The 22,652-nt window shown below is 38.3% G+C and carries 15 protein-coding genes and 1 pseudogene; 7 read left to right on the top strand and 9 right to left on the bottom strand.

The window, feature by feature from the left end:
- On the top strand, positions 1-567 hold a 567-nt coding region (locus tag ASE01S_RS13205), incomplete at its 5' end, for a transposase (protein ID WP_174520240.1).
- A 569-nt stretch (positions 568-1,136) separates the two neighbouring features.
- Here ASE01S_RS13205 and ASE01S_RS13200 read toward each other — a convergent pair.
- On the bottom strand, positions 1,137-2,999 hold the full coding sequence (locus ASE01S_RS13200) for a PTS fructose transporter subunit IIABC (protein ID WP_067843300.1): 1,863 nt from the start codon (positions 2,997-2,999) through the stop codon (positions 1,137-1,139).
- 362 nt (positions 3,000-3,361) lie between these two features.
- Positions 3,362-3,490: a Spo0E family sporulation regulatory protein-aspartic acid phosphatase gene (locus ASE01S_RS16550; protein WP_373277958.1), complete on the bottom strand. Its 129-nt coding sequence runs from the start codon at positions 3,488-3,490 to the stop codon at positions 3,362-3,364.
- Positions 3,491-4,257: 767 nt separating this feature from the next.
- Here ASE01S_RS16550 and ASE01S_RS16545 point away from each other — a divergent pair.
- Positions 4,258-4,655, top strand: a pseudogene (locus tag ASE01S_RS16545) (transposase domain-containing protein); the annotation flags it as partial.
- Positions 4,656-4,745: 90 nt separating this feature from the next.
- Here the strand turns inward: ASE01S_RS16545 and ASE01S_RS16245 are convergent.
- Together ASE01S_RS16245 and ppc are read right to left on the bottom strand one after the other, a co-directional pair.
- Positions 4,746-4,832 (bottom strand): hypothetical protein, encoded by an 87-nt coding sequence (locus tag ASE01S_RS16245; RefSeq protein WP_245630384.1) that lies wholly within the window; start codon positions 4,830-4,832, stop codon positions 4,746-4,748.
- A 356-nt stretch (positions 4,833-5,188) separates the two neighbouring features.
- Entirely contained in the window at positions 5,189-7,942 is a 2,754-nt protein-coding gene (ppc, locus tag ASE01S_RS13190) for a phosphoenolpyruvate carboxylase (RefSeq protein ID WP_067843294.1), read from the bottom strand.
- A gap of 877 nt (positions 7,943-8,819) precedes the next feature.
- Between ppc and glpK the strand changes: the two genes are divergently transcribed.
- Positions 8,820-10,313, top strand: coding sequence for a glycerol kinase GlpK (gene glpK / locus ASE01S_RS13185; protein WP_067843291.1), 1,494 nt, complete (start codon positions 8,820-8,822; stop codon positions 10,311-10,313).
- A 163-nt stretch (positions 10,314-10,476) separates the two neighbouring features.
- Here glpK and ASE01S_RS13180 read toward each other — a convergent pair whose 3' ends face one another.
- Entirely contained in the window at positions 10,477-11,403 is a 927-nt protein-coding gene (locus ASE01S_RS13180) for an aldo/keto reductase (RefSeq protein WP_067843288.1), read from the bottom strand.
- A gap of 688 nt (positions 11,404-12,091) precedes the next feature.
- Here ASE01S_RS13180 and ASE01S_RS13175 point away from each other — a divergent pair.
- Entirely contained in the window at positions 12,092-12,274 is a 183-nt protein-coding gene (locus ASE01S_RS13175) for a cold-shock protein (RefSeq protein WP_067843284.1), read from the top strand.
- Positions 12,275-12,654: 380 nt separating this feature from the next.
- On the opposite strand, the gene ASE01S_RS13170 is transcribed toward ASE01S_RS13175, so the two are convergent.
- From ASE01S_RS13170 to ASE01S_RS13145, 4 genes are all read right to left on the bottom strand, one after another.
- Positions 12,655-14,673 carry a penicillin-binding transpeptidase domain-containing protein gene (locus ASE01S_RS13170; RefSeq protein ID WP_067843281.1) on the bottom strand — a complete coding sequence of 673 codons (2,019 nt, stop codon included), beginning with the start codon at positions 14,671-14,673 and terminating at the stop codon, positions 12,655-12,657.
- An 11-nt stretch (positions 14,674-14,684) separates the two neighbouring features.
- A complete protein-coding gene (gene srtD / locus ASE01S_RS13165) occupies positions 14,685-15,266 on the bottom strand; it encodes a class D sortase, LPxTATN-specific (RefSeq protein WP_067843278.1) in 582 nt (193 codons plus the stop codon).
- 1,692 nt (positions 15,267-16,958) lie between these two features.
- Positions 16,959-17,147 (bottom strand): DUF6366 family protein, encoded by a 189-nt coding sequence (locus ASE01S_RS13150; RefSeq protein WP_067843270.1) that lies wholly within the window; start codon positions 17,145-17,147, stop codon positions 16,959-16,961.
- A gap of 447 nt (positions 17,148-17,594) precedes the next feature.
- Complete coding sequence (locus ASE01S_RS13145) at positions 17,595-18,236, bottom strand: YigZ family protein (RefSeq protein WP_067843267.1); 642 nt, start codon at positions 18,234-18,236, stop codon at positions 17,595-17,597.
- Positions 18,237-18,561: 325 nt separating this feature from the next.
- Between ASE01S_RS13145 and ASE01S_RS13140 the strand changes: the two genes are divergently transcribed.
- From ASE01S_RS13140 to ASE01S_RS13130, 3 genes are all read left to right on the top strand, one after another.
- Complete coding sequence (locus ASE01S_RS13140; protein WP_067843264.1) at positions 18,562-20,328, top strand: sensor histidine kinase; 1,767 nt, start codon at positions 18,562-18,564, stop codon at positions 20,326-20,328.
- Complete coding sequence (locus ASE01S_RS13135) at positions 20,300-21,079, top strand: response regulator transcription factor (protein ID WP_067843261.1); 780 nt, start codon at positions 20,300-20,302, stop codon at positions 21,077-21,079. Before ASE01S_RS13140 ends, ASE01S_RS13135 begins: the two co-directional genes overlap by 29 nt.
- A gap of 103 nt (positions 21,080-21,182) precedes the next feature.
- Positions 21,183-22,502, top strand: coding sequence for an extracellular solute-binding protein (locus ASE01S_RS13130; RefSeq protein WP_067843259.1), 1,320 nt, complete (start codon positions 21,183-21,185; stop codon positions 22,500-22,502).
- Positions 22,503-22,652 lie beyond the last annotated feature (150 nt).

Below are 22,652 nucleotides of genomic sequence, written 5' to 3'. Positions count from 1 at the left end.
TGGCTTGGTATTGATGAAGTCCATTTGCTTAAAAACTATCGGTGCGTCCTCACAGATGCTGAAAACAAGTCGGTAATAGATATCTTACGTAAACGTAATAAAGATACGGTTATCAGTTACCTATCAAAGCTCCAAGACATTGATAAAATTGAACTTGTGGCAATGGATATGTGGAATCTTTATAAAAGTGCTGTTAATACAGTAATACTACATGCCAAAATCGTAATTGACAAGTTTCATGTTGTAAAATTAGCCAATGAAGCCTTAGAGAAAATCCGAAAAGCTAACCGGCAAAATGTGTCATTCAAAGAACGTAGACAACTTATGGGAGATCGTTATGTACTTCTTACAAGACGAAGAGACCTTAACGACTTCGATGATCAAATAAAATTGCAAGTATGGACTGACAAGTTCCCGTTACTTGGTCAAGCATACGAACTTAAAGAGCAATTTTTTGACATCTATGAAGCTGAATCAATCAACGAAGCATATAAACTGTACCAAAAATGGCTTACAAATGTTCCTAAAGAATTGATGACTTATTTTTTTTGGAAAAATGTTATCTGATCAATTCCCGAATTGGGCACAAACTGGCTATGAATGGGTGTATGAAGAAATTTATGGTGCTGATTTTTCCACACTGACTAAGGCAATGGAGGAGGGTTCCTTTTAACCCTCTTTCCACACTATTTTCCGATTACCCTTAAAATCAATCCACCTGATACAAACAGTGAAATAGGTTAGATAAGGGCTGGGCTCACATGGTTAGGTAAGCATATATCGCAGTGTAACTGTCTATAAGACTCCCAATTCAAGAAATAAGTAACCACGTCATGTCTAAGTGCGAGATCCAACAGCCATTAACGTCTCGATGGTTCAACTAACGCTCAGAGGGGGGAGAGGAAGCTGACTTAGTTCGCGATGTCGTGTCGCAACGTCTGTACAAGCACATCCTATCGGTCGAACCCCCCACTGAACGAAGTTTCACTTTATAACAAATTCCAGTCAGTGAAACATGAACGTGGCTTTTTCAACTGACTGGAGACTTTATTAAAAATTATGCTCTGCTATCTTTGATTTGGTTTAGCACCATTGATAGTGGTCATTAATGGTTATGCTTTCTAAAGCTACTCCCATTAATCGATAGCTTTTTTTAAAGTGCCTAACATGATAGCTGTTATGATTGAACCAATGACTATGGCTAATAGATATAACATCGCGTTACCCTCTACTAATCCGATGACAAACAAACCACCATGTGGTGCGCGGATACCAATGTTAAAAAGCATAGATAAAGCACCTGTGACAGCTGAGCCAACAACCAATGATGGAATAACGCGTCCGGGATCAGCTGCTGCAAAAGGAATGGCTCCTTCTGTTATAAAACTAATCCCCATTACAATATTGGTTTTACCTGCATCGCGTTCTTCTTGAGTAAACTTATTTTTAAATAATAGGGTTGCTAGGGCAATCCCTAATGGAGGCACCATTCCTCCTGCCATAATCGCTGCATGTGGGGTGAAGAATCCCTCGGCAATCATCGCGAGTCCAAATGTGTAAGCTGCTTTATTTATTGGTCCGCCCATGTCAACAGCCATCATTCCTCCCAAAATGAGCCCGAGTAAAACGGCATTGGTCGTCCCCATACTTTGTAGCCAACTACCTAAAGCATGATTAAACATTCCTACAGGTATTTCAACTACAAAGAACATCAGCATCCCAGTAATGAAAATACTAAGCAATGGATAGATAAGGATAGTTTTAATTCCATCTAGGGAATCAGGCAGTCTAGCCAAAAGGTGCTTCAAAGCAACAACAGTATAGCCTGCTAGAAAACCTGCAATTAGCCCACCTAAGAAACCAGAATCTCCTTGTGTTGCCATAAAGCCACCGACCATGCCTGGAGCAAGGCCTGGACGATCAGCAATACTCATGGCAATAAAACCAGCTAAAACTGGGACCATTAATCCAAAAGCATTTCCTCCACCAATGGTGTTTAATGCTTCTGCAAATCGATGATAGTTCGGATCGCCAGGTATATGTGCTTCGATACCAAAAATAAAGCCCAAGGCAATGAGAATACCTCCCCCAACAACAAAAGGCAGCATATGAGAGACCCCATTCATTAGATGACGATAAATGGCATTACCTTGTTTGCCACTTTCCGATTTTGCGGTCTGATCATGACTACGGTAGCGTGGTGCATCATTCGCTAGGGCGCGATTAATCAAAGCTTCAGGACGACGTATCCCATCTGTCACCCCCGCTTCAATTACGACTTTGCCATCAAAGCGATTTAGATCAATCTTAGTATCTGCTGCAATAATAACGGCATCTGCCCTTGCTATGTCTTGATCGGTCAAAACATTTTTAGCACCGCCAGAGCCGCGTGTTTCAACCTTGATTTGGTAACCAAGCTGATCGGCTTGTGCTTTGAGAGCATCGGCTGCCATATAAGTATGAGCGATACCAGTTGGGCATGCGGTTACAGCTAACAAGTATTTGCTGGCTGATTTTTGAGCTGCTCCTTGCTCTTCTTGTTTTTGTTGCTCCTTTTGATCAATGATTGTCAATATTTCATCATCACTTTGCGCTGCTAACAAGTCGTCGCGGAAAGACGAATCCATTAACATGCTCGACAAGCGAGCTAATGTATCCAAATGATCATTATCGGCAGATTCTGAGGCAGCAATCATAAAAAACAAGTGAGCAGGCTTGTTATCAAGCGATTGATAATCAACCCCTGCTAATGATCGACCAAATGCGATAGCTGGTTGCTTAACTGTTTTTGCTTTGGCATGGGGGATCGCAATACCATCACCAATGCCTGTCGATGTATGGTTTTCACGTTCCCAAATGGCTGATTTAAAGGCGTTTTCGTCTGTAAGCTTATTTGCTGACGCAAGTGTTTGGACTAAGCTATTGATCACATCAGCTTTTGAATGAGCGCTTAGTTCAAGATTAATGGTATCTTTACTAATTAGATCGGTAATTTTCATGTCGTGTTACTCCTCCTTTATTGGTTATAAATTAATAGGATTCTTGATAATAGCATCAAACAAACATTAATGATTATAATTCTATGATAAATGAACCGTTTTCAAAAATCAATCATTTTCGATCATATATAATCAAAAATAGTCACTTACAATCAAAAGTTATTACTGGACATGGTTTGCTTATAAAAAATAACTCCGTGTCCATTTTTCATTTAACATTTACCGATTATTTTTTGTGCAATACTAATGAATCTAAAAATAATGACTGAAATCTATTTGAATAATAAAAAAACCTACTTGATTGAAGTAGGGTAAGCGATGATTGAATAGAGAAGTACTAGGAGAGAAATAAAACTGATGTTTTAATGTGTCTGATTTTGAGGTTTGGAGAAATAAAACTGATTAATTAATCGATCGAGTCTTTGTGATAAATCGACAATTGCTTGGGTATCCTGCGTTTCTTGGTATTTGTGATACATTTCATGTCTCAGTTTTTCTATTTCAGGCGTTGTTTTAAAAAAAGCCTTACTTATACTATTACCTTTAATCGCTCACACCTCCTCTTTTAAAACGTCTCTTATAGTTTAACGACTGAGTAATTGGATGTAAATAGGTGTAAATTGTATGATAATGTCTAATATTGTTAATTTTACTTATTTTGATCGATATATTAGAATAGGATGACTGAATTACTATTTTTACAAAATATGTAATTGTAAGTTTGTTTCGGTGCAGTACTTAAAAGATAACCATGAATTAGAGTGTTAACAGTATCTATCTATATTAAGATCTAATATAAAAATTTAATCATGGATAAAAGACAATGAACTTTACAAATAGTGTATAATAATATTTATTTAAAAGGAGCTTAATCTATATGAGAAAAAAAGGGAAAAATTCTTTTGTTATACTTACAATGCTTATGTTAGCTATTGGGTGTATTGCTTATGTTTTTACAAGGAATTATGTTTTTCTTATTATTGGTGTAGCTATAAGTAGCTTGTTATTTGTCTTCAGTACTATTTTTACAAAGTCATAGCTGTAAATCAGGAGTTAATGTATAAGTGTAAATGTAAAGTGAACGGTAAAATGGATAGGTTATACTTAGTTGGGCAAATACTTTAAGGTCATGTAGATTAAAGACAACAACCAACTAAGGAGAATCGGATAAAATGACCAAAAGAGTACGTTAAATCTTTACAAAAGAGTTTAAGGATCAAATCGTCCAACTTCATGCTTATGGCAAACCACGCATGGAGCGAAAGTACGCGAGTCTCAAGATGAAGCCTTAGCATAATCGATAACGGAGATCTTCAAGAATAGCTGTGATATTTATTAGCAACCCCAAATCAAAAAAAGAACTCGAAAAGCGGAACTGGCAAGTCTCATGCCGCCGTATCGGTTGTATCACGAAAGAACAAGGCTTAGTCTCAAAATGTACGGTTGCCCACTTTAAGCCACGCAAATCCACAGTTAATGGAAAGTATGGGGGGAGGGAATACGCTGAATCGTACTTTCAAACAGGACCAAGCTTTGAAGTTGTGGTTAGCAATATAACCTATGTCAGAGTACAACAGTACATTATATCTGTCTCTTTATCGCTTGTATAACGGTGGAATCATTGGCTACAGCGCAGGTCCACATAACCAATCTGAAACCTGAGAAGCTGACAAATCCGGATGCTCCTTTAACCAAGCTAAAATGTGTTCTTTGTAAGGATCCAGTTTTTTCTTTCTTGTCCTCAATTCATTCAGCCACCTGCAAGCTTCCTTCAAAAACTTTTTCCAAATAATTATAGACAGTAGTTCTAGATAAGTTATATTTTCTTGCGATTGCTGTGACTTTGAAACCCTGTTTTTTAAATAGTGATGTACTTGCACAATAAGCTCTAATTCACCCCCAATTGTCCACTTTAGTTTAGCAGTTACAGGATTAACAATAAGATAAAAGTCCTTAATCGCGTCGCTATGGATATGGCAATTTCCAAAATTATAAGAACCGAATCTGTTGCATTTTCGATTCAAACCATCGAGACAAAGCAAAAAAGTAACATTTCAAATCAAATACACGCTCAAGCAGCTTAGCTGCTTGAGCGCATGAAAAAATAAGTTAATAAAATGTGGTATTATCATTTCACCAACGCCAGTTGACAAAGAGCCTCGATTTATAGCTCTAGATCGTCTTTTAAATCAACCGGTATTTCGTAGACCAGCAGCAATACCATTTATCGTCTGCAATACTTCTTCTAGTAAGGCAGGTGATTCTTCATATTTTTCAAGCTCTCTAAGCTGCTTAATTAAATGAACTTGAATCAAATTAAGTGGATCAACTAACGGGTTACGAAGTTTAACCGACTCTTTAATATTAGGTTGGTGATCCATAAGCTCCTGCTGTTGGACAATTTGCAGCACAATCTCTTTGGTAAGTGCATGCTCTTCTTTAATCTGATTAAAGATACGCTGGCTAATTGTTTGATTCTCAATCATATCTGTGTAGACATCAGCAATTTCTAAGTCAGCTTTAGTTAAGGCCATTTGTAAATTATTAATGGTTACCTGGAAGAAAGGCCAGTGTTGATAGAGCTCTTGTAAAAATGCCAGATTATTTGTTTCATCTAAATAGGCCTTTAGCCCTGTACCTGCAGCATACCAAGCAGGCAATAGTTGACGTGATTGCGTCCAAGCAAATACCCATGGTATCGCACGTAAGTCTTCAAAACGGTTACTACCTTTACGCTTCATTGGGCGTGAACCGATGTTTAACGCACCTAATTCGTTCAATGGTGTCCCTTGATTAAAATATTTTAAGAAATCTTTATCCCCAAATACAAGGTCTTGGTATTTATTTAAAGCAGCTTCAGATATATGTGCCATTGCCTGTTTAGCCTGTTCTTTTGGCATTTCGGCTTGCTTTTCCGTTTGAGTTATCCCCGCAATCGATGTCAGTAAAACATTTGTTGCTTGCTCAAGACTACGATAAGCAATGTCAGGCAAGAGATATCTTGAAGATAGTACTTCCCCTTGTTCTGTTATTTTAACACCATCGCCCAAAGTAATCGGTGGCTGTGATAATAAACTGGCATATAGTGGACTTCCGCCACGTCCTAATGAACCACCTCGGCCATGAAAATACTTTAATTTAACACCGTAGGATGAAGCAATGGAATGAATTTCATCCTGAGTTTTGTAAAGCTCCCAGTTTGCCGTTAAATTTCCACCATCCTTGCTACTATCTGAGTAACCGAGCATAATCTCTTGTAGATCGCCCCGAGCCTCAAGATGTTTACGGTATAGTGGTATTTCAAATAATCGTTTGATCATTTTTGGTCCAAATTTTAGATCATCAATTGTTTCTAATAATGGTGCGACGTGAAGTCGACTATGAACCTTTCCGTCTGGGTATACCCGATAAAGACCAACTTCCTTAGCTAAGACTAATACTTCTAAAATATCGCTAACAGAGGTCGTCATACTAATGAGATAGACTTCTATCGCACGTTCGCCAAAGGTGTCCTTAGCATTTTTGATGGTTCTGAATGTTTCAATCATTTCCTGTGATTCAGGCGAGAACTCATCATAAATCGAAATAAGTGGTCGTGGATCTTCAAGCACCTTAATTAATGTTGCTAGTTTAGCTTCTTCATCAAGAGACTTATAGTCTTCAGCAATACCGACTTGACGTAAAATTTCAGTAATGGTATTTTCATGCTCCCCACTATGATTGCGAACATCAAGAGTGGCTAAATGAAAACCAAAAATCTGAACCTGACGAATGACATGACGTAGAAGTTTAATAGGGTTTCGACATGGATGATGCATTTCTAAGCTATCTTGAATAAGTAATAGGTCGTCACGCAAAGCATGTGCATCAGGATAACCAAGTGGGTCATCCGCTTCTGTTAGCTGTAGTCTCCGTAAAATTAAACCAAGCTTAACACGATAAACCTCATCTTGTTTATGCCAGCCATTGTATTGAAGTTCTTGCTGGTCTTTAGCAATTGACTCTGTTAGCTCTTCACTCACAGTCACCTTCTTATTTGACTGACTTAACTTCTCCTTTAACTTATCAATCGATTCTTTATATTTAGTTAACGCTAAAGCACGATGCTCTTGAAGTGTTTTGTAAGTTGTTTTCGCTGTGACGTAAGGATTCCCGTCTCGGTCACCACCAATCCATGATCCGAAACGTAAAAAGGCAGGAACATGGAAGCGATGATTATATTTATCTTCTAAAATATCTTCAAGATCCTGATGCAAGGAGGGTAGAACATTAAACAATACTTGATCAAAGAAATATAAACCATTTGAGACTTCTTTCATTACTGAAGGTTTTTTTTCACGAATCTCAGCAGTTTGCCATAATATCAGAATTTCATTTTCAATCATTTCTTGAATAACTTTTTTTGAATAACGTGAATAAGCAAACTCCCATTTTTTAAGTAAGTCAGCAATCCGTTGATGGATGCGTAACATGGTTCTACGTGTTGCTTCTGTAGGGTGCGCCGTAATGACGAGTTCTAGTGAAAGCTCTTGTAATGCTTGTTCGACCTGTTCCACAGAAATATTGTTATCATAAAGGATATTAACGCCTTCCTGTAAGGAACGGGTTTGAATAACGTCGTCATCCTGCATTTGATATTCACGTCGGCGTCTACCACGAAAGTTTTGCTCTGCAATATTATACAATTGCAGATTAACTGAAAAAGCACGAATCACTTTTTCTCGTAAGGGTGGCTCTAATTTATTAATTTCTTTTTTGAGCTGATCAAAATTATTGGGCTGATCATCTTCACGAAGTGCTCTTGATAAGGAGCGAAGATGTTTAACTGTGTTAAGGAGTTCTTCTCCTCCTTCATGACGTAACACCTTATCTAGAATCTGGTTTAAATAATTGACATCTTGATTTAACGTTATCGTACTTGTTTGTGTTTCATGTTGATGCATTGAATCACTTCCTTTCCAGATTAGTTAATCATTAGCGAAATGAGTAGTGTTTATTTAGAGGAGAGTTAGAATTGAGATAAAGGACTAATTTACTGATTATGAAGTATTGAGCCTTATTGGTATAATAACACGATTTACACTTGAAAATAACTGAAAAAATAGTAAATTCTGTTGAAAACAGCTATTTATACTGCGAAAAAGCAACAATGTGAGAATATTATAGCGAAAATTATAGCGAAATGAGATTGTTTTGATTCAAAGTAAAAAAAGTTTAATTTTTTTATAAAAAACTATTGATAACGCTTTCAAAATTGGTTATGATATAAAAGTAGCAAGCGAGCTGCATCCCTTCGCAAGTATTTGCCTGTACCGTTATTGTTGGACAAATGTCTAATTTGCGCAATAATGATGGTACAGGTGTTTTTTTTGTTTTTTCTAAAGAGCCGTTTCTTTTTTATCGCAGTGTAGCCGGCTGGGGCTGCGATTACTCGCCCCATCGAAGGGCTTTTGTAAGACTCACACTACAAGAAATAAGGGAATACGTCATCTCTAAGTGGGAAATCCAACAGCAAGTAATGACCTGATTGGTTTAACTCACGTTCAATGGGGGAGAGAGGAAGCTGACTAAGTTCGTGACGTCTTGTCGCAACGTCTGTACGAGCACATCCTATGCGTCGAAACCCTTTCTGAACGAAGTTCCACTTTATATGGTCAAATCACGCCTTTTGTGAAGAAAAATGGTAGCTTGTTGTTTTTGATAATAAGCAGCGGCTGCTCTATAGAAAACGTCAACTACCAAATGTTTGAGCACCGGATCTGTTTGTTGGCGTTTATGATTAAAGAAATTTTTTAATCAACTATTGATAGGAGAGTTAAAATGAAGGAAAAATATATATTAACGATTGATCAAGGGACAACGAGTTCACGAGCTTTTTTAGTCAATGATCAAGGGCAAATTAAAGCCATGGCCCAACGAGAATTTGAACAGTTTTTCCCTCAGCCTGGTTGGGTTGAACATGATGCTGATGAAATTTGGACATCTGTTTTAGCTTGTGTGACCGACGTATTAAGGAAAGCAGATATCAATGCACGTGATGTGGTCGGTATTGGGATAACGAACCAACGAGAAACTACGGTGGTTTGGGATAGAAAAACAGGTAAACCCATTTACCACGCTATTGTTTGGCAATCACGTCAAACTGAGCAAATTTGCCAAACCTTACGTGAAGAAGGGTTTACAGAATGGATTCGTGCTAAAACCGGTTTATTAATTGATCCTTACTTTTCAGCTAGCAAAATAAGATGGATATTAGATTATGTTGATGGGGCTCGGATGAAGGCTGAGCAAGGTGATTTAATGTTTGGCACTATCGATACATGGTTAATTTATAAATTTACAGGAGGAGAAGCCCATATCACGGATTATTCAAATGCTTCACGAACGATGCTCTTCAATATTCACAGCTTGGATTGGGACGAAGAACTATTAGCCTTATTCCAAATCCCTAAAAGTATGATGCCTGAGGTTCGTTCATCTTCTGAAGTTTATGGGAAAACAATTAGCTATCATTTCTTTGGTGAGGAAGTTGCGATTGCAGGTATTGCTGGTGATCAGCAGGCTGCATTATTTGGCCAAGCCTGCCACCAGCAGGGTATGGTGAAAAACACGTATGGGACAGGTTGTTTTATGCTAATGCCAACAGGTTCTAAAGCGATTAAGTCAGAGCATGGCTTACTTACAACCATCGCCTGGCATTTGGATGGCGAAGTCACGTATGCGTTAGAAGGAAGTGTTTTTGTCGCTGGATCTGCAGTTCAATGGTTAAGGGATGGATTACAATTAATTTCTAAAGCTTCAGACAGTGAGGGATATGCTAAACGAATTCTATCTACGGAGGGTGTTTATTTTGTTCCTGCCTTTGTTGGTCTAGGCACACCTTATTGGGATAGTGAAGCAAGAGGCGCTTTTTTTGGTATTACACGTGGTACTTCAAAAGAGCATTTTATTCGTGCTACACTCGAATCGATTGCTTATCAAACAAAAGATGTTCTTGATACAATGGTGCAAGATGCTGACATTAAGGTAAAGACACTAAGAGTGGATGGAGGAGCAGTTAAAAATGATTTTTTAATGCAGTTTCAAAGTGATTTATTAGGTGTATCAGTTGAGCGACCACAAAACAATGAAACAACTGCACTTGGCGCAGCCTATTTAGCAGGATTGGCTGTAGGTTTCTGGCAGAATCGTGACGAGATTGCACGTCATTGGTGTATTGATCAAACCTTTGAGCCATCAATCAGTCCCACTCAACGCGAGCAACTGTACCAAGGCTGGAAAAAGGCAGTTGCGGCAACTCGAGTATTTAAATAATATGAACCGAAAAGGAGTGGAGAAAGGTTACTCCCGTGTTTGATTATGATGATTTGATCGTTAAGGGTGAGAATAACAGGTGATCGAATCTGGAGCTGTGTCCTCATTGACAGAACAGGGAGACCTCGGTTTACTCCGTGTCTCCCTAGTCATGAAAAATGGATTACTTATCGACGTGTTGTGGGTGTGCTGGGCTAACCTCATCAAGCTGAGCTGCGGCTGCATTTTTGCTGACTTGTTCAGGGGATTTGCAGCCAGGAATGACAGTCGTAACAGCAGGATGTTTTAGGCACCAAGCTAGAGCCCATGCTGCCATTGGTATGTCCTCGGGAACTTCAGTTTCTGCAATTTGACTAACTAACGCTAGCTTTCTTTTTCTTTCTTCTTGATCGTGTCTTGAACGAACATCTTCATCTTTAAAGATAGCATCAGGCTTGTATTTTCCACTTAGATAGCCACTTGCCAATGGAACACGTACCAGAACACCTAATTGTTGTTGCTCAGCAATTGGAAAAATCTCTTTTTCGGGCTCTTTCGTCAATCTATTATAGACGATCTGCAAGGCATCAACACCAACAGATTTGGCCGCTTTCGTTTGAAATACACTAGGCTGATTTTGCAAAGATAGTCCCAGGTAACGAATTTTTCCAGCTTGCTTCTGCTTGTCCAACATCGTCCAAAGTGCATCATTTTCAAACTCTTGATCGGTAAATGAGTGGGATTGGTATAAATCAATATAGTCTGTTTCTAAAGCCTTAAGTGAGCGATCTAGTTGTTTAAGTACGTCCTCAGCATCAACATTTCGAGTGCGTTCAAATGGGGCGTGAAAATGATGACCAAACTTTGTTGCAACAATCCAATCCTCGCGGTGATGGCGTTTTAAATAGTTTCCAATAAATTTTTCTGACAGATGATCACCATAACACTCAGCTGTATCTAATAAATTTATTCCTTCTTGTTGAGCTCGATCTAAAATGGCATCTACCTGATTTTGTGAGAAATCAACACCCCATTCTCCGCCGAACTGCCAAGTGCCCAATCCAATTACAGATACATCTAAATCAGTATTACCAATTTTTCGATATTTCATTTCTTCACCTCATTAGTCTTAATCGTCTTCTTTTAGCATATCATATTTCCTTGCTAAGGATAAAATGGATCACTTTAAACCAATTTATAAGTGTAACTGGCTGGGGCTGCGATTACTCGCCCCATCGAAGGGCTTTTGTAAGCCTCCTACTTCGAGAAATAAGGGAATACGTCATGTCTGAGTGGGAGTTCCAACAGCCAGTAACGCCCGATTGGTTCAACTAACGTTCAGTGGGGAGAGAGGAAGCTGACTAAGTTTGCGACGTCGTGTTGCAACGCCTGCACTAGCACATCCGTCGAAACCCCCCCACTAAACGAAGTTTCACTTTAGTTAATGGGACGTCAATACGATATATTTTTATGTAGCCTATTTTGTATACAAAAAAATACATCCAATATAAAAATTGGATGCCAATAAGGGGGACAATCTAATTTGAAAAAATACGCTATCTCTGCTGAGAGCATGAATACGAGTTATTCAAGTCAGTAGGAGAGATATATATTCCAAAATTGTAACCGTTTTCATTATAAAATATTTTTGAGTAAAATCCATCGGACCAAAGACCTATTTTAGCCCCTGTTTTTAAAAAATCAGGTAATAATCACCTCGGCTTGAAATAAGGGTCGTTTGTATTCGTCACTGAACAAGCGTATAATAGTAATATATCCCAAAAAGGGGGCTAGTTAAAATGGCATACTATAATAATAGACGGGAACCTGTTGAAGAAGAAGAAACAAGAATTTGGACCTGTACCAATGATGACTGTCAGGGGTGGATGCGAGCTGCTTATTCCTTTAAAAAGAAGCCAAGCTGTCCATTATGTCAATCAGATATGCATGCGGAGACAAAGTTATTACCGAAACTAATGTAATAGATGAATTTTTCGTGTGAATAATCGATGCTGTCTCAATCTACTTACTTACATTTTAAGACGTTTAACTTCACTCAACAGAAGCCTCCTACTTCTAAAAGTGGTAAGGTGAATCCTTATTTGTTTTCTATTCAGTAGGGGTTCAACCCCCGGCTGAATAAAGTTAAAGCCTCCAGCGGATGTCACAGACTTTCAGAGGAAAGTTATCGAGCTTCGCTCGATAACATCTGGTCGCAAACCAAGGCGAGTTTGATCAATTAAAATTGGCTGGATTAAGTCCAATTCTCTAGAACTCAATCCCAGCCAATTTAATGCAAAAAACGATATTCTTTTTAAGAACAAAGCCTTGATACCACTAGACCTCATTCAAATTGCATCCGTTAATTTTGATACATTTCTGCAAAAAAGCTAGCAAGTTTTTTCGTTGTATAGCCACTTCCACCATGTTCTTGAACATTTTCAACCATCATGGCGATAATCAATTCCTGGTTATCAGGATAAGCGACAAACCAACCATTTTCAGTACCGCTTTCCTCATCTAATGTTTGCTTCAATTCAGCTGTTCCAGTTTTTCCTGATAAATCAACTTGGTCAATATTGGCTTGTTGACCCGTTCCATTGGGACTAGCGACCACTTGTCGAAGTGCATCACGTAAGTAACTCGCCTGATCAGCGGAAATGATCTGATCTTGGAAGATTTGGCTTGTTTCTTCACTTGCTTCAAGAATGGGTTGAATCATAGCCCCATCATTTAGAATAGCCGAATAAGCAGCAGCAAGATGCAAGCTACTCATCAATATTTCTCCCTGGCCATAGCCAGAATCGGCTAGTAAAGCTTCTCGGTTAAATCCCCCATCATTTGAGATCGTACTCGATCGAATCGGATATGTGTAAGGTAAGCCATCTTCACCAAATCCTAAATCTTCAAGTCCAGCAACAAAGGCATCTTCTCCGATCGCCAATGCTTTTTGTGCAAAGAAGATATTATCAGAACGAATTAAAGCATCACGTAAGTCGACAGGACCGTTCGACTCAGAAACCCTTCGAACACGGAAGTTCCCCCAACCGTCTTTAGTCCAAGTGAGTCCCTCAATTTCGATAGCTTCGTCTTGTTTAATTGAACCATTATTTAAACCAATCATGCTTGTAATTGGTTTAAACGATGAGCCTGGAGAATAAGTGGCAGCAAAGCGATTTAACATGGGTTGATCGGGTGCTTCATTAAGCTGGTCATACTGCTTTTGACTTATACCATAAGTGAACAAATGTGGGTCAAATGATGGGCTTGATACGAGCGCCAGTGTTTCACCTGTTTTTGGATCAATGGCAGCGGCAGTACCTGCAGCACCATCAAAACTCTCGTACAATGCTGTTTGAATATTGGCATCAATAGTTAAGCCGATATCTTCACCTGGTTGAGGCGATCTTTCAGCAATGCCGGTACGTTGTCCATCATGTTCAACAACGATTCGAATCCCAGGTTCACCACGTAGGCGTTGCTCAAATAATTGTTCAAGTCCTCGTTTTCCAATCTGGTCTTGTTCACTGTATTCACCTGGTTCGGCTTTTTCTAGCTCTTCCGCGGTTATGTTACCAGTATACCCGATTAAATGAGCCATAGCTTCTCCATAAGGATAGACGCGCCCAGTTGTTTCTCGGCTTAGTACGGCAGGTATGGCCATGATCTCATCAATGATCTCTCCTTCATGAGGAGAGATAATTTTCAATGGTACAAATACACCATCGGTTACCCAGCCTTGATCAAGAGCTGATTCGATTGAGGAGACGCTGATTCCGAGTATGTCGGCAATCGCTTTGATTTCTTGATCGCGTTGTTCGGTAAATTGACCGGGATCAACTCCAATTTCGTAAGCTGTTCCATTGATCGCAAGTCCATTCCCATACTGATCAAAAATCTCTCCACGACTTGTTTCTGTTTTTACAATAGCGATCGAACCGCCTTCTTTTAGCTCTGGAAAGATTAAACCAGGATGCCAATCAACTTTCCAATCACTCTTTTCATCTTCATCTAGCTTTTCCACCATGGTGATCTCACTCTCAAAGCTGATTTCACCTGCAATCGATTGCTGAGTAACAGTAACTGGGAAGACGGTGGGCGGATCTTGATCCTCCTCGGTTTCTGGAATAGAATAATCAATTGTTAGGTCTGTGATAGCTAAATCGTCATAAATTTTTTGATATCGTTCAATAAAGGCTTCGGTATCGTATTCGGCCAATGCTTGGTCTGATAAATACTGATACATTGATGAGAAATCCTGTTCGATCCACAAATCGATGTATTCCTCAAAGCGATCTTCTGGAAGAATCGCTTCCTCTTTAGAACAAGCGGCTAATAGAAAGAGCAGAATAATCGTTATGATTTTACTTAACTGTTTCATAATTCCTCCTTTTAATCTGAAACATTCACAGGTTTAGCGTACAAGATATAGCGTTCTGGTGCATTTCCGATATAGCCAAATGGATAACAAGTTGATATCACTAGCTCTTCATCGGGTGCAGTCGATTGTATAATGGTTCGATCATCTGCGTCAACAATTTTTGCTCCAACCATTTCGTAATGAAAATCGCCGTACGGAAGTTTAACGGTAAGGATATCCCCAACCTCCACTTCACCAAGACGGGTAAAAACAGTGTCACGATGACCCGACAAGAGAATTTGATCATCCTGACCGGGATAGGCAGTTGCAGAATGATGCCCGACCCCGCGTTCTAAGTCATCCGGATCGGTGCCTTCTACAATAGGTAGGGAAGCGTTAATTTTTTCTATTTCAAGTAAACCGACCGTTTCACCATGACTGGGATCAAACAAACGGATATCGTATTCTTGACCAGTGTTATCTCGGTTGTTTAATAAGGCATTTGCTTCGGCAAAGGCTTGTTTTTCAGAGGCTTGCAGCTTAAAATACCGATATCCTCCGATTGAGAGAAAAACAAGTCCAACTAAAATGAAAAGTAGTGCGATTTTTTTCATATTTCTCCCCCTTACATTGTTAGAAGTATTATTCGAAAATATCGAATACGAGATAGGCTGATTAAGTCACAAGGAGAGTCTCCTTATCACTATATTAGTTTTAAACAAGCAAAAAAAGTTCTGGTTATTGGTTCTTGTTATAGTTATGTTTTATATTTTTTTCACATGACTTTTGGTCTCTAATATTATACCATTTTTCTTTAAGAACTTCTTTTAAGAGTTCTAGTGCACTCTCTTCTGTTGGATCATTTGTTCCAAGTTCACCTCGGAGGGGCTTTGTTTAGGATGGATTGTTTTAATCTAGCAATAGATTGTTCGATATTTAGTATAATAATATTTTTTTATCCAAATTTTTTTAGCGGGTTTAGGTGAATAGATAGTTTATTTATTTCTTCTTTTGGCGGAAGCGGGACCGGTAATGACGCTAATTTTTGTGAATTTATATTAGCTTGACCAACTTGTTGAGTTACCATTGATAATAATAAAATCCTTCCTATATAGTTATTGATGTGTTCACAAATATATGAAGCTAGAACTCCTTATCAAATAGCCGTACTCTAATAAAATAGGATGCAAATGTTACATTATTAGCATATTTTGCTTCTAATATAGCAGTCTTTCCAACTAACTCATAACTATTTGTACGATTAAAAAGGAAATCATTTTCTTCCAAAACTAATTTTTTCACATCTTCATGTTTCTGTGGTAGATACTTTAGTTTTTTATCATCAATTTTTCCATTAACAATGTGCCCATTTAAGTATCCCAGATGTATTCTCATTCGCTTTAGCAGGTGTACCATAAGTAGATGATTCGATTAATTCATGTAATCTAACCCCTTGTGGTGATCGGATTCAGCTTCATTTATATTGTATCATACCAAGATTTATAGGGAGCTATGGTCTGTTTTCGGGTTTTAGCTTCATAATTATCCAGCTATTTCTCAAGTACTTTTTTATCAGGCGACATAGCTAGAGAAGAGTGGTTCTTGGGTGCTTTGAAATTATCTTTTATAGCTAGTACGTTTTCACTCGTATTCATGTGGGTTATTTGTGATTTAGAGTACACCAATCTATCTGATTAGAGAGAAAACAAGAAGTAATTTACTGGATCGAAGGTTGCTGATGCAACAAATGTTGATATGGCTGCTATTTTTGAAATCGGAAGCTTACTTTTAAATAATGTCTCATATTAGGTACGATATTATTATAAGACTGCCAAAGAGTCCAGCAAGTAGGTATAGTAGCTTAAAGATCAGCCGAGAAAAGCTGTAGAGGTAAAGAGGAGTTTAGCTAACAATAAATGTGCCAGATATTAATTGTCTTGTACTTCTCAGAAGCATCTTTGTTTCTGTGAGTCTATAGTAGCCAGAGTAAATTAAAAAGGTCTTTAAGGGAAGGAATTTCCTCTTCAATAAAGTGAGAACCTCCCATCCCATCTGTTTTAAGAGTCGCACTAGACCAAGCTTGTGCGCCATATGCTCCTAGAACGGTTTTTGAGACCCCAACCTGTAGTGTATGAAAAAGAATTTGAAGTTGGTGATTTAGATATAGCAAAAGATATACCAGAAATAGCTAACACCATTAAGAATGTCACTTTTCTATTATATGGTATTTGTTAATAGATTAACATTACCGAACAGAGAAAGAGATTATAAATATTGTGAAAATTCCTGATTTTAAAAATATATTTCTAAAGCATTAGCTTTAAAACAACAAAAAAAACTATTATGATTAGCACCAATAGACCCATTGATTTCCAACTCATACTTCCCACCAAATCAGATAAATTAGAACCATGTATACTACTTGATTGTCTTTTCAACTCTTCACTTCTAAAGCGTTCCCGTTTTCTTTCAGGTTTTTCTTTCTCTTTTCTCATCTTTAACACCTCCATGACAAGTTTAACACTAATTGTTTAAAGATATTACTTTAGATAAAAAACTACAAGTACTTGTCGATGCTACTATCCTTGATAGCTTCGGGGTTTTGTTGCTATAGGGCTTATTTATTTAACTTTATTCAGCAGAAGTCGCCACTTTTATCGTAGTGTAAATGGCTGGGGCTGCGATTACTTGCCCCATCGAAGGGCTTTTGTAAGACTTCCACTTCAAGAAATAAGGAAACACGTCATTTAAAGTGGGAGATCCAATAGCCAGTAACGGTCCGATTGGTTCAACTAACGTTCAGCGGGGAGAGAGGAAGCTAACTAAGTTTGCGACGTTGTGTCGCAACGTCTGCACGAGCACATCCTATGCGTTGAAACCCCAAACTGAACGAAGTTTTACTTTATTAAACCACCTTCAAATTATACCTTAGTATATACTGGCTATTGTGAATCAACGGGGAGCTCTAGATAGCTTTCACCATTAATCGTTATGTTTACTTGAGCATGAGTTAGATCGGTAATCCAGCTTTTGAATGGGTCGAGGCGATCGACTTCAATTTGTACCTGGAAATGCACGTGCTCAAGATAATCAATTGTGTTTATCAGATAGTGAGCTTGCCTTAATTCGTTTTCGACCTTTCCGAGTAAACCGTAGTCAACTGTAATGGTGACTTCCTTCATCAGCTTTCGCTCAACGAGGCCAGTTTGTTTGAGTACTTCAGATGTTGCATTTGAATATGCCCGAATTAAACCACCTGCTCCGAGTTTTATACCACCAAAATAACGGGTGACAACAATACAGGTATCCTTTAAACCTTTCTTCTTTAATACTTCTAGGATGGGGACGCCAGCTGTTCCAGACGGCTCGCCATCATCATTAGCTCTTTGGATTTGATCATGTTCCCCTATCATATAGGCTGAACAATTATGGGTAGCTTGATCATGCTCTTTTTTTATTTCTTGGATAAATGCTTGAGCCTCTTCCTCCGACTCTACTCTCTTAACATGACCGATAAAGCGTGACTTTTGTATTTCAATTTCCGCATGTCCTTGCGCTTTAACAGTGAAATAGCTTTTAAGCATCATCATTCCCCCTTTAGTATATCTAATCGTATGTTCAAAAATTTTCTAAATTTCCAGAAGCAGTGAGCAAGCGACTATTTTAATAGATATTAAGTGTTTAAAAAACAAGGAAATAGTCGGGAAACGATTTAGTGAATGGATTCAACATAGCTATTATAAAAGAAAGTCGATGAGAAGGTAAAGTCATGGTAATTAATCTTAGTATATTGAATAGACAAAGGCAATTGAAATTGATAAGATGATGACATCAGATAGCCTTGTAAATGTCGTGCGAAAAAAGATAATCCCTAAGACTGGTTAGGTAGTAATGAATAGGGGGGAAGGCATGCGTTTTTTGGAGAAATGGAATACGCTTAGGAATCAAATTCTAGCTGTCTACTTATTTGTTTTATTGATTGTTCTTGTTGTGGTCAGTTCTTTAATTTTTAATCAGGTTGCTAACCTATTAAAAAGAAATGCTGAGGAACAAATACAACAAACTGCTATTGAGGCAATTGGACGTTATGATTCACTTTTTGAGCAGTTGAATTTGATTACAAAACAAGTGATGACTAATGATACGTTACAGGCTGTTATGTATGATGAATGGCGGGGTATTCCGGCTAGTTTTAGTGATAAACAAGAGTTAATCACCATTACGAGCCGATTACAGGCAAACGCAGATGGTATCTATATGACAGAATTATTTAACACACAATATGAAAAGATTATTCCGTTAGATGGCCCAGGACTAGAGGAGCAGCTTGATCGAGAATGGGTTGAGAAGGCAGAAGCAGCTAGAGGGCAATTAATATGGATTGGCGAAGACCAGCTTAACCCTGATTATTTCTTACTAATGCGGCGAGTCAGTTTAATGGATCAAAATTTCACCAATGGCGGTTATCTATTGATTCGAGTGAATAGAAATTATTTCCAGACTCATACGCAAGGACATGAGCATGATCCGATCACAATTGTTACCGACCAATATGATCAGATTATTTCCTCCAATTATCCTGAGCCAAAACCGGATATGCATTGGCATGCTGAAGACCTTGCTCGTGTAATGGAAGAGCAAGAATACATCCAAATTAAAGAAAGCTCGAAAGCTACGGGTTGGACAGTCATAATGCTCACACCAATGAATCGTTTAACAGAGGGTCTCCCATTGCTTAGGACAGCGATTTTAATTGCAGGATTCGTTGGCTTTATTATCTTTTTTATCTTTTCTTATTTTCTATCAACCTACATTACCAGACCGATTCATAATTTGACCGAAACGATGCGCCAGGCAAGTGAGGGGATTTTGACATTAACTCCACCGAGTGTAGCTTCTTATGAAATTAATGAATTAAACAACACGTATAATCAGTTAGCAGAGCAGACCAATTACTTGATCCAAATGGTATATGAGAAAGAGTTAATTAAAAGTAGGACCGAATTAAAAGCATTACAGGCACAAATAAATCCACACTTTCTTTTTAATACACTTGATTCCCTTTATTGGTCATTAGATGAGAAGGGTGAGACAGAGCTTTCTAGTATGGTTTTAGCAATGTCAGACTTATTTCGTTATACGATTACCAGCTCTAAAGATGAAGAGTGGGTTAAATTAAAGGAGGAGTTAAATCATATTCAACATTATATTATGATTATGAAAATCCGCTTTGGCGACAGATTGACTTGTATAACAGAAGTAGATCCCGAATTGCTCACTATTCATTTACCCAAATTATTAATTCAGCCACTTGTAGAGAATGCCATCTTACATGGAATTGGCAATCAAGCAGATCGTGGACGAGTCCATATTACCATTCGGCAAATTGAAGAATCGAACTTAGCTTTTATATCGATTAAAGATAATGGCGTTGGGATGTCTGAGGAAACATTGAAGACGATTTATCACAACATTCGTAACGAAACGAATGCGCCAACAAAAGGTCGTGGGATTGCATTAGCTAATGTTGCACGCAGGTTACAGCTATATTTTAATCCAGATCAAACAAACGGTATAAAGATAAAAAGTGAGGTAGGGACTGGAACAGAAGTAACGTTTACCATTCCAATAATAAAGGATGAGATCAATGATGACGAAGAAGATACTAATTGTTGATGATGAGCCAAGAGCACGTGAGGGTCTAAAGCGAACATTGGAGCAGTGGGCAGAGGGGAAGGCAGAAATAACATGTCTTGATAATGCTCATGCAACCATGCAATTTTTGAAAAATGAACGAATACACTTGTTGATTACCGATATTCGGATGCCAGAAATGTCGGGATTAAAGCTACTTGAAGCTTTACGGCAGCAACATTTACAGCCAATGGTGATTGTCATTTCAGCCTATTCTGAGTTTGAGTATGCTCAAGAAGCGTTAAGGCTTGGTGTCATTAATTACTTGCTTAAGCCAATTGGTAAGACAAAATTAATCGAAGCTGTAGAAGAAGCACTTAGCAAACAAGAGGAGCAAGCCAAAGCAGGTATGATTAGGCAGATTGTAGATCAAAAGCTTATCGATATTAAGGTTGATGAATCTTTTTCGCGTTCGATTAAGCAGGCAATGACATATATTGACGACCATTATAGTGAAGATTTGTCATTAAAGAAAGTCGCAGCCCATGTCCATTTAAACCCCAGTTATCTAAGTACATTATTTAGAGAAGAATTAAGCATCTCTTTCACAGAATATATATCACGAGTGCGGATTCAGCATGCTAAGCAGCTTTTATTGACATCTGATCTTAATATTTCTGAAATTGCTGAAAAAGTTGGTTATCAAACACCAAAATACTTTAACAAACTGTTTAAAGAGCAAGAAAACATGACCCCTAATGCATTTAGGAAAGAGAATGAAAGCGCATTCTAAAAATAGTGGACTTTTCACTAAAGATCATGACCTTACTAGGGCGTAACTCCCGTGATAAACTTACGGTGTAAGTCCAATCCACGATAAATTAGGGGGTAAGAAGATGTTAGGAAAGAAATCCTTTTTTTTAATCATGTTATTAGGTTTAATGGTTGTTTTTGCGGCTTGTGGGCGTGAGGATGAAAATACGAATCAGACGAGTAACGATGTTGAAAATGAAAGCGTTTCACAAGATGAGAAAGTGATTAATTTTATGCATTTATGGCCAGAAGGGAGTTCACGCCAGCACCATATGATCGTTCAAGAGATTGTTGATGAATTCGAGAATGATCATCCTGGTGTTACCGTGGAAATGGAGATATTGGGTAATGAACAATATAAAGAAAAACTGAGTGTTATCGGTGCTTCCAATGAGTTACCTGATGTCGGCATGACATGGGGAGGCGGTTTTTTAGATCCGTATGTCAGTGGAAATATGTTTGCTAATCTAAATGATTTAGTTACGGATGATTTTATTCCAGGTACGACTGATGCCTATACGGTTGATGATGTCGTTTATAGTTTACCACTGGAGTTAAATATCACCCCTGTTTATTATAACAAAGCCATTTTTGATCAATATCAATTAGAGGTACCAGAAACGTGGGATGACTTTAAGGCTGTTGTTCAAACGCTCGTTGACCATGGCGTTACTCCTATTACCTTAGGGAATAGAGATGCGTGGACGGGTTCTATGTGGTATATGTACCTAGCCGATCGAATTGGAGGACCTAGCGTATTGACAGATGCGATTAACCGGGATGGCAGCTTTGAAGATCCTGCACTTATTCAGGCAGCTACCGAGATCCAAGAACTTGTCGAGATGGGGGCTTTTATTAATGGCTTTAATGGAATAGGTAACGATGAAGCAAAAGGTTATTTTATTAATGAGCAAGCGGCTATGTACTTGATGGCGACATGGGATTTACCGGAATGGACCACAAATGAAGACAATCCTCAGGAGTTTCGAGATTCTGTTGGCTATTTCAAATTTCCAACTGTTGAAGGTGGAGCAGGTGATATCGATAGCTATGTTGGAGGACCTGGTGTTGGCCTCTTTGTTGCAGAGGATTCAGATGTAAAAGAAGAGGCGAAAGCTTTTGTCTCTTACTTTGTGGAGCGCTGGGGTGAGATGTCTGTGATAAATGCTGGTGTTATCCCGGCAACAGTAGTTGATACAGATGGAATTGATTTACCGCAAATGTATATTGATATTTTAAATGATCTAAATGAAGCGACCAATTTAACTTTATATGCCGATGTACAAATGAGTGCAAGTGCAGCGGATGTACATTTGAATCAAATTCAAGCGATTTTTGGTGGAGAAGTAACGCCTGAAGATTTTGCCGCACGACATGAAGAAGCACTCGAGAGTGAAGAATAAACTTAAACCGATTCTGGGGTATATAAGTGACGAGATTATATACCCCTTTTTCACATTAAGTAAATAACTAAATTCTTAGCTTAGTGATACTAATCGTTTAAAATGCTCGATTAGGTTGGCTTAAGATCTGTGCCAACTATTCAGGGTATG

Source organism: Amphibacillus sediminis NBRC 103570 (genome assembly GCF_001552275.1).
GTDB lineage: Bacteria > Bacillota > Bacilli > Bacillales > Amphibacillaceae > Amphibacillus_B > Amphibacillus_B sediminis.
The sequence above is the reverse complement of the archived record's forward strand: the minus strand, read 5'-3'. Positions and strand labels throughout refer to the sequence as shown.

What these genes read in the sequence shown, in the direction of transcription:
- ASE01S_RS13150 (WP_067843270.1), bottom strand. Translation starts at nt 17,147, where the DNA reads ATGAGAAAAGAGAAAGAAAAACCTGAAAGAAAACGGGAACGCTTTAGA.
- ASE01S_RS13175 (WP_067843284.1), top strand. Translation starts at nt 12,092, where the DNA reads ATGGCATACTATAATAATAGACGGGAACCTGTTGAAGAAGAAGAAACA.
- ASE01S_RS13145 (WP_067843267.1), bottom strand. Translation starts at nt 18,236, where the DNA reads ATGCTTAAAAGCTATTTCACTGTTAAAGCGCAAGGACATGCGGAAATT.
- glpK (WP_067843291.1), top strand. Translation starts at nt 8,820, where the DNA reads ATGAAGGAAAAATATATATTAACGATTGATCAAGGGACAACGAGTTCA.
- srtD (WP_067843278.1), bottom strand. Translation starts at nt 15,266, where the DNA reads ATGAAAAAAATCGCACTACTTTTCATTTTAGTTGGACTTGTTTTTCTC.
- ASE01S_RS13130 (WP_067843259.1), top strand. Translation starts at nt 21,183, where the DNA reads ATGTTAGGAAAGAAATCCTTTTTTTTAATCATGTTATTAGGTTTAATG.
- ppc (WP_067843294.1), bottom strand. Translation starts at nt 7,942, where the DNA reads ATGCATCAACATGAAACACAAACAAGTACGATAACGTTAAATCAAGAT.
- ASE01S_RS13200 (WP_067843300.1), bottom strand. Translation starts at nt 2,999, where the DNA reads ATGAAAATTACCGATCTAATTAGTAAAGATACCATTAATCTTGAACTA.
- ASE01S_RS13135 (WP_067843261.1), top strand. Translation starts at nt 20,300, where the DNA reads ATGATGACGAAGAAGATACTAATTGTTGATGATGAGCCAAGAGCACGT.
- ASE01S_RS13140 (WP_067843264.1), top strand. Translation starts at nt 18,562, where the DNA reads ATGCGTTTTTTGGAGAAATGGAATACGCTTAGGAATCAAATTCTAGCT.
- ASE01S_RS13170 (WP_067843281.1), bottom strand. Translation starts at nt 14,673, where the DNA reads ATGAAACAGTTAAGTAAAATCATAACGATTATTCTGCTCTTTCTATTA.
- ASE01S_RS13180 (WP_067843288.1), bottom strand. Translation starts at nt 11,403, where the DNA reads ATGAAATATCGAAAAATTGGTAATACTGATTTAGATGTATCTGTAATT.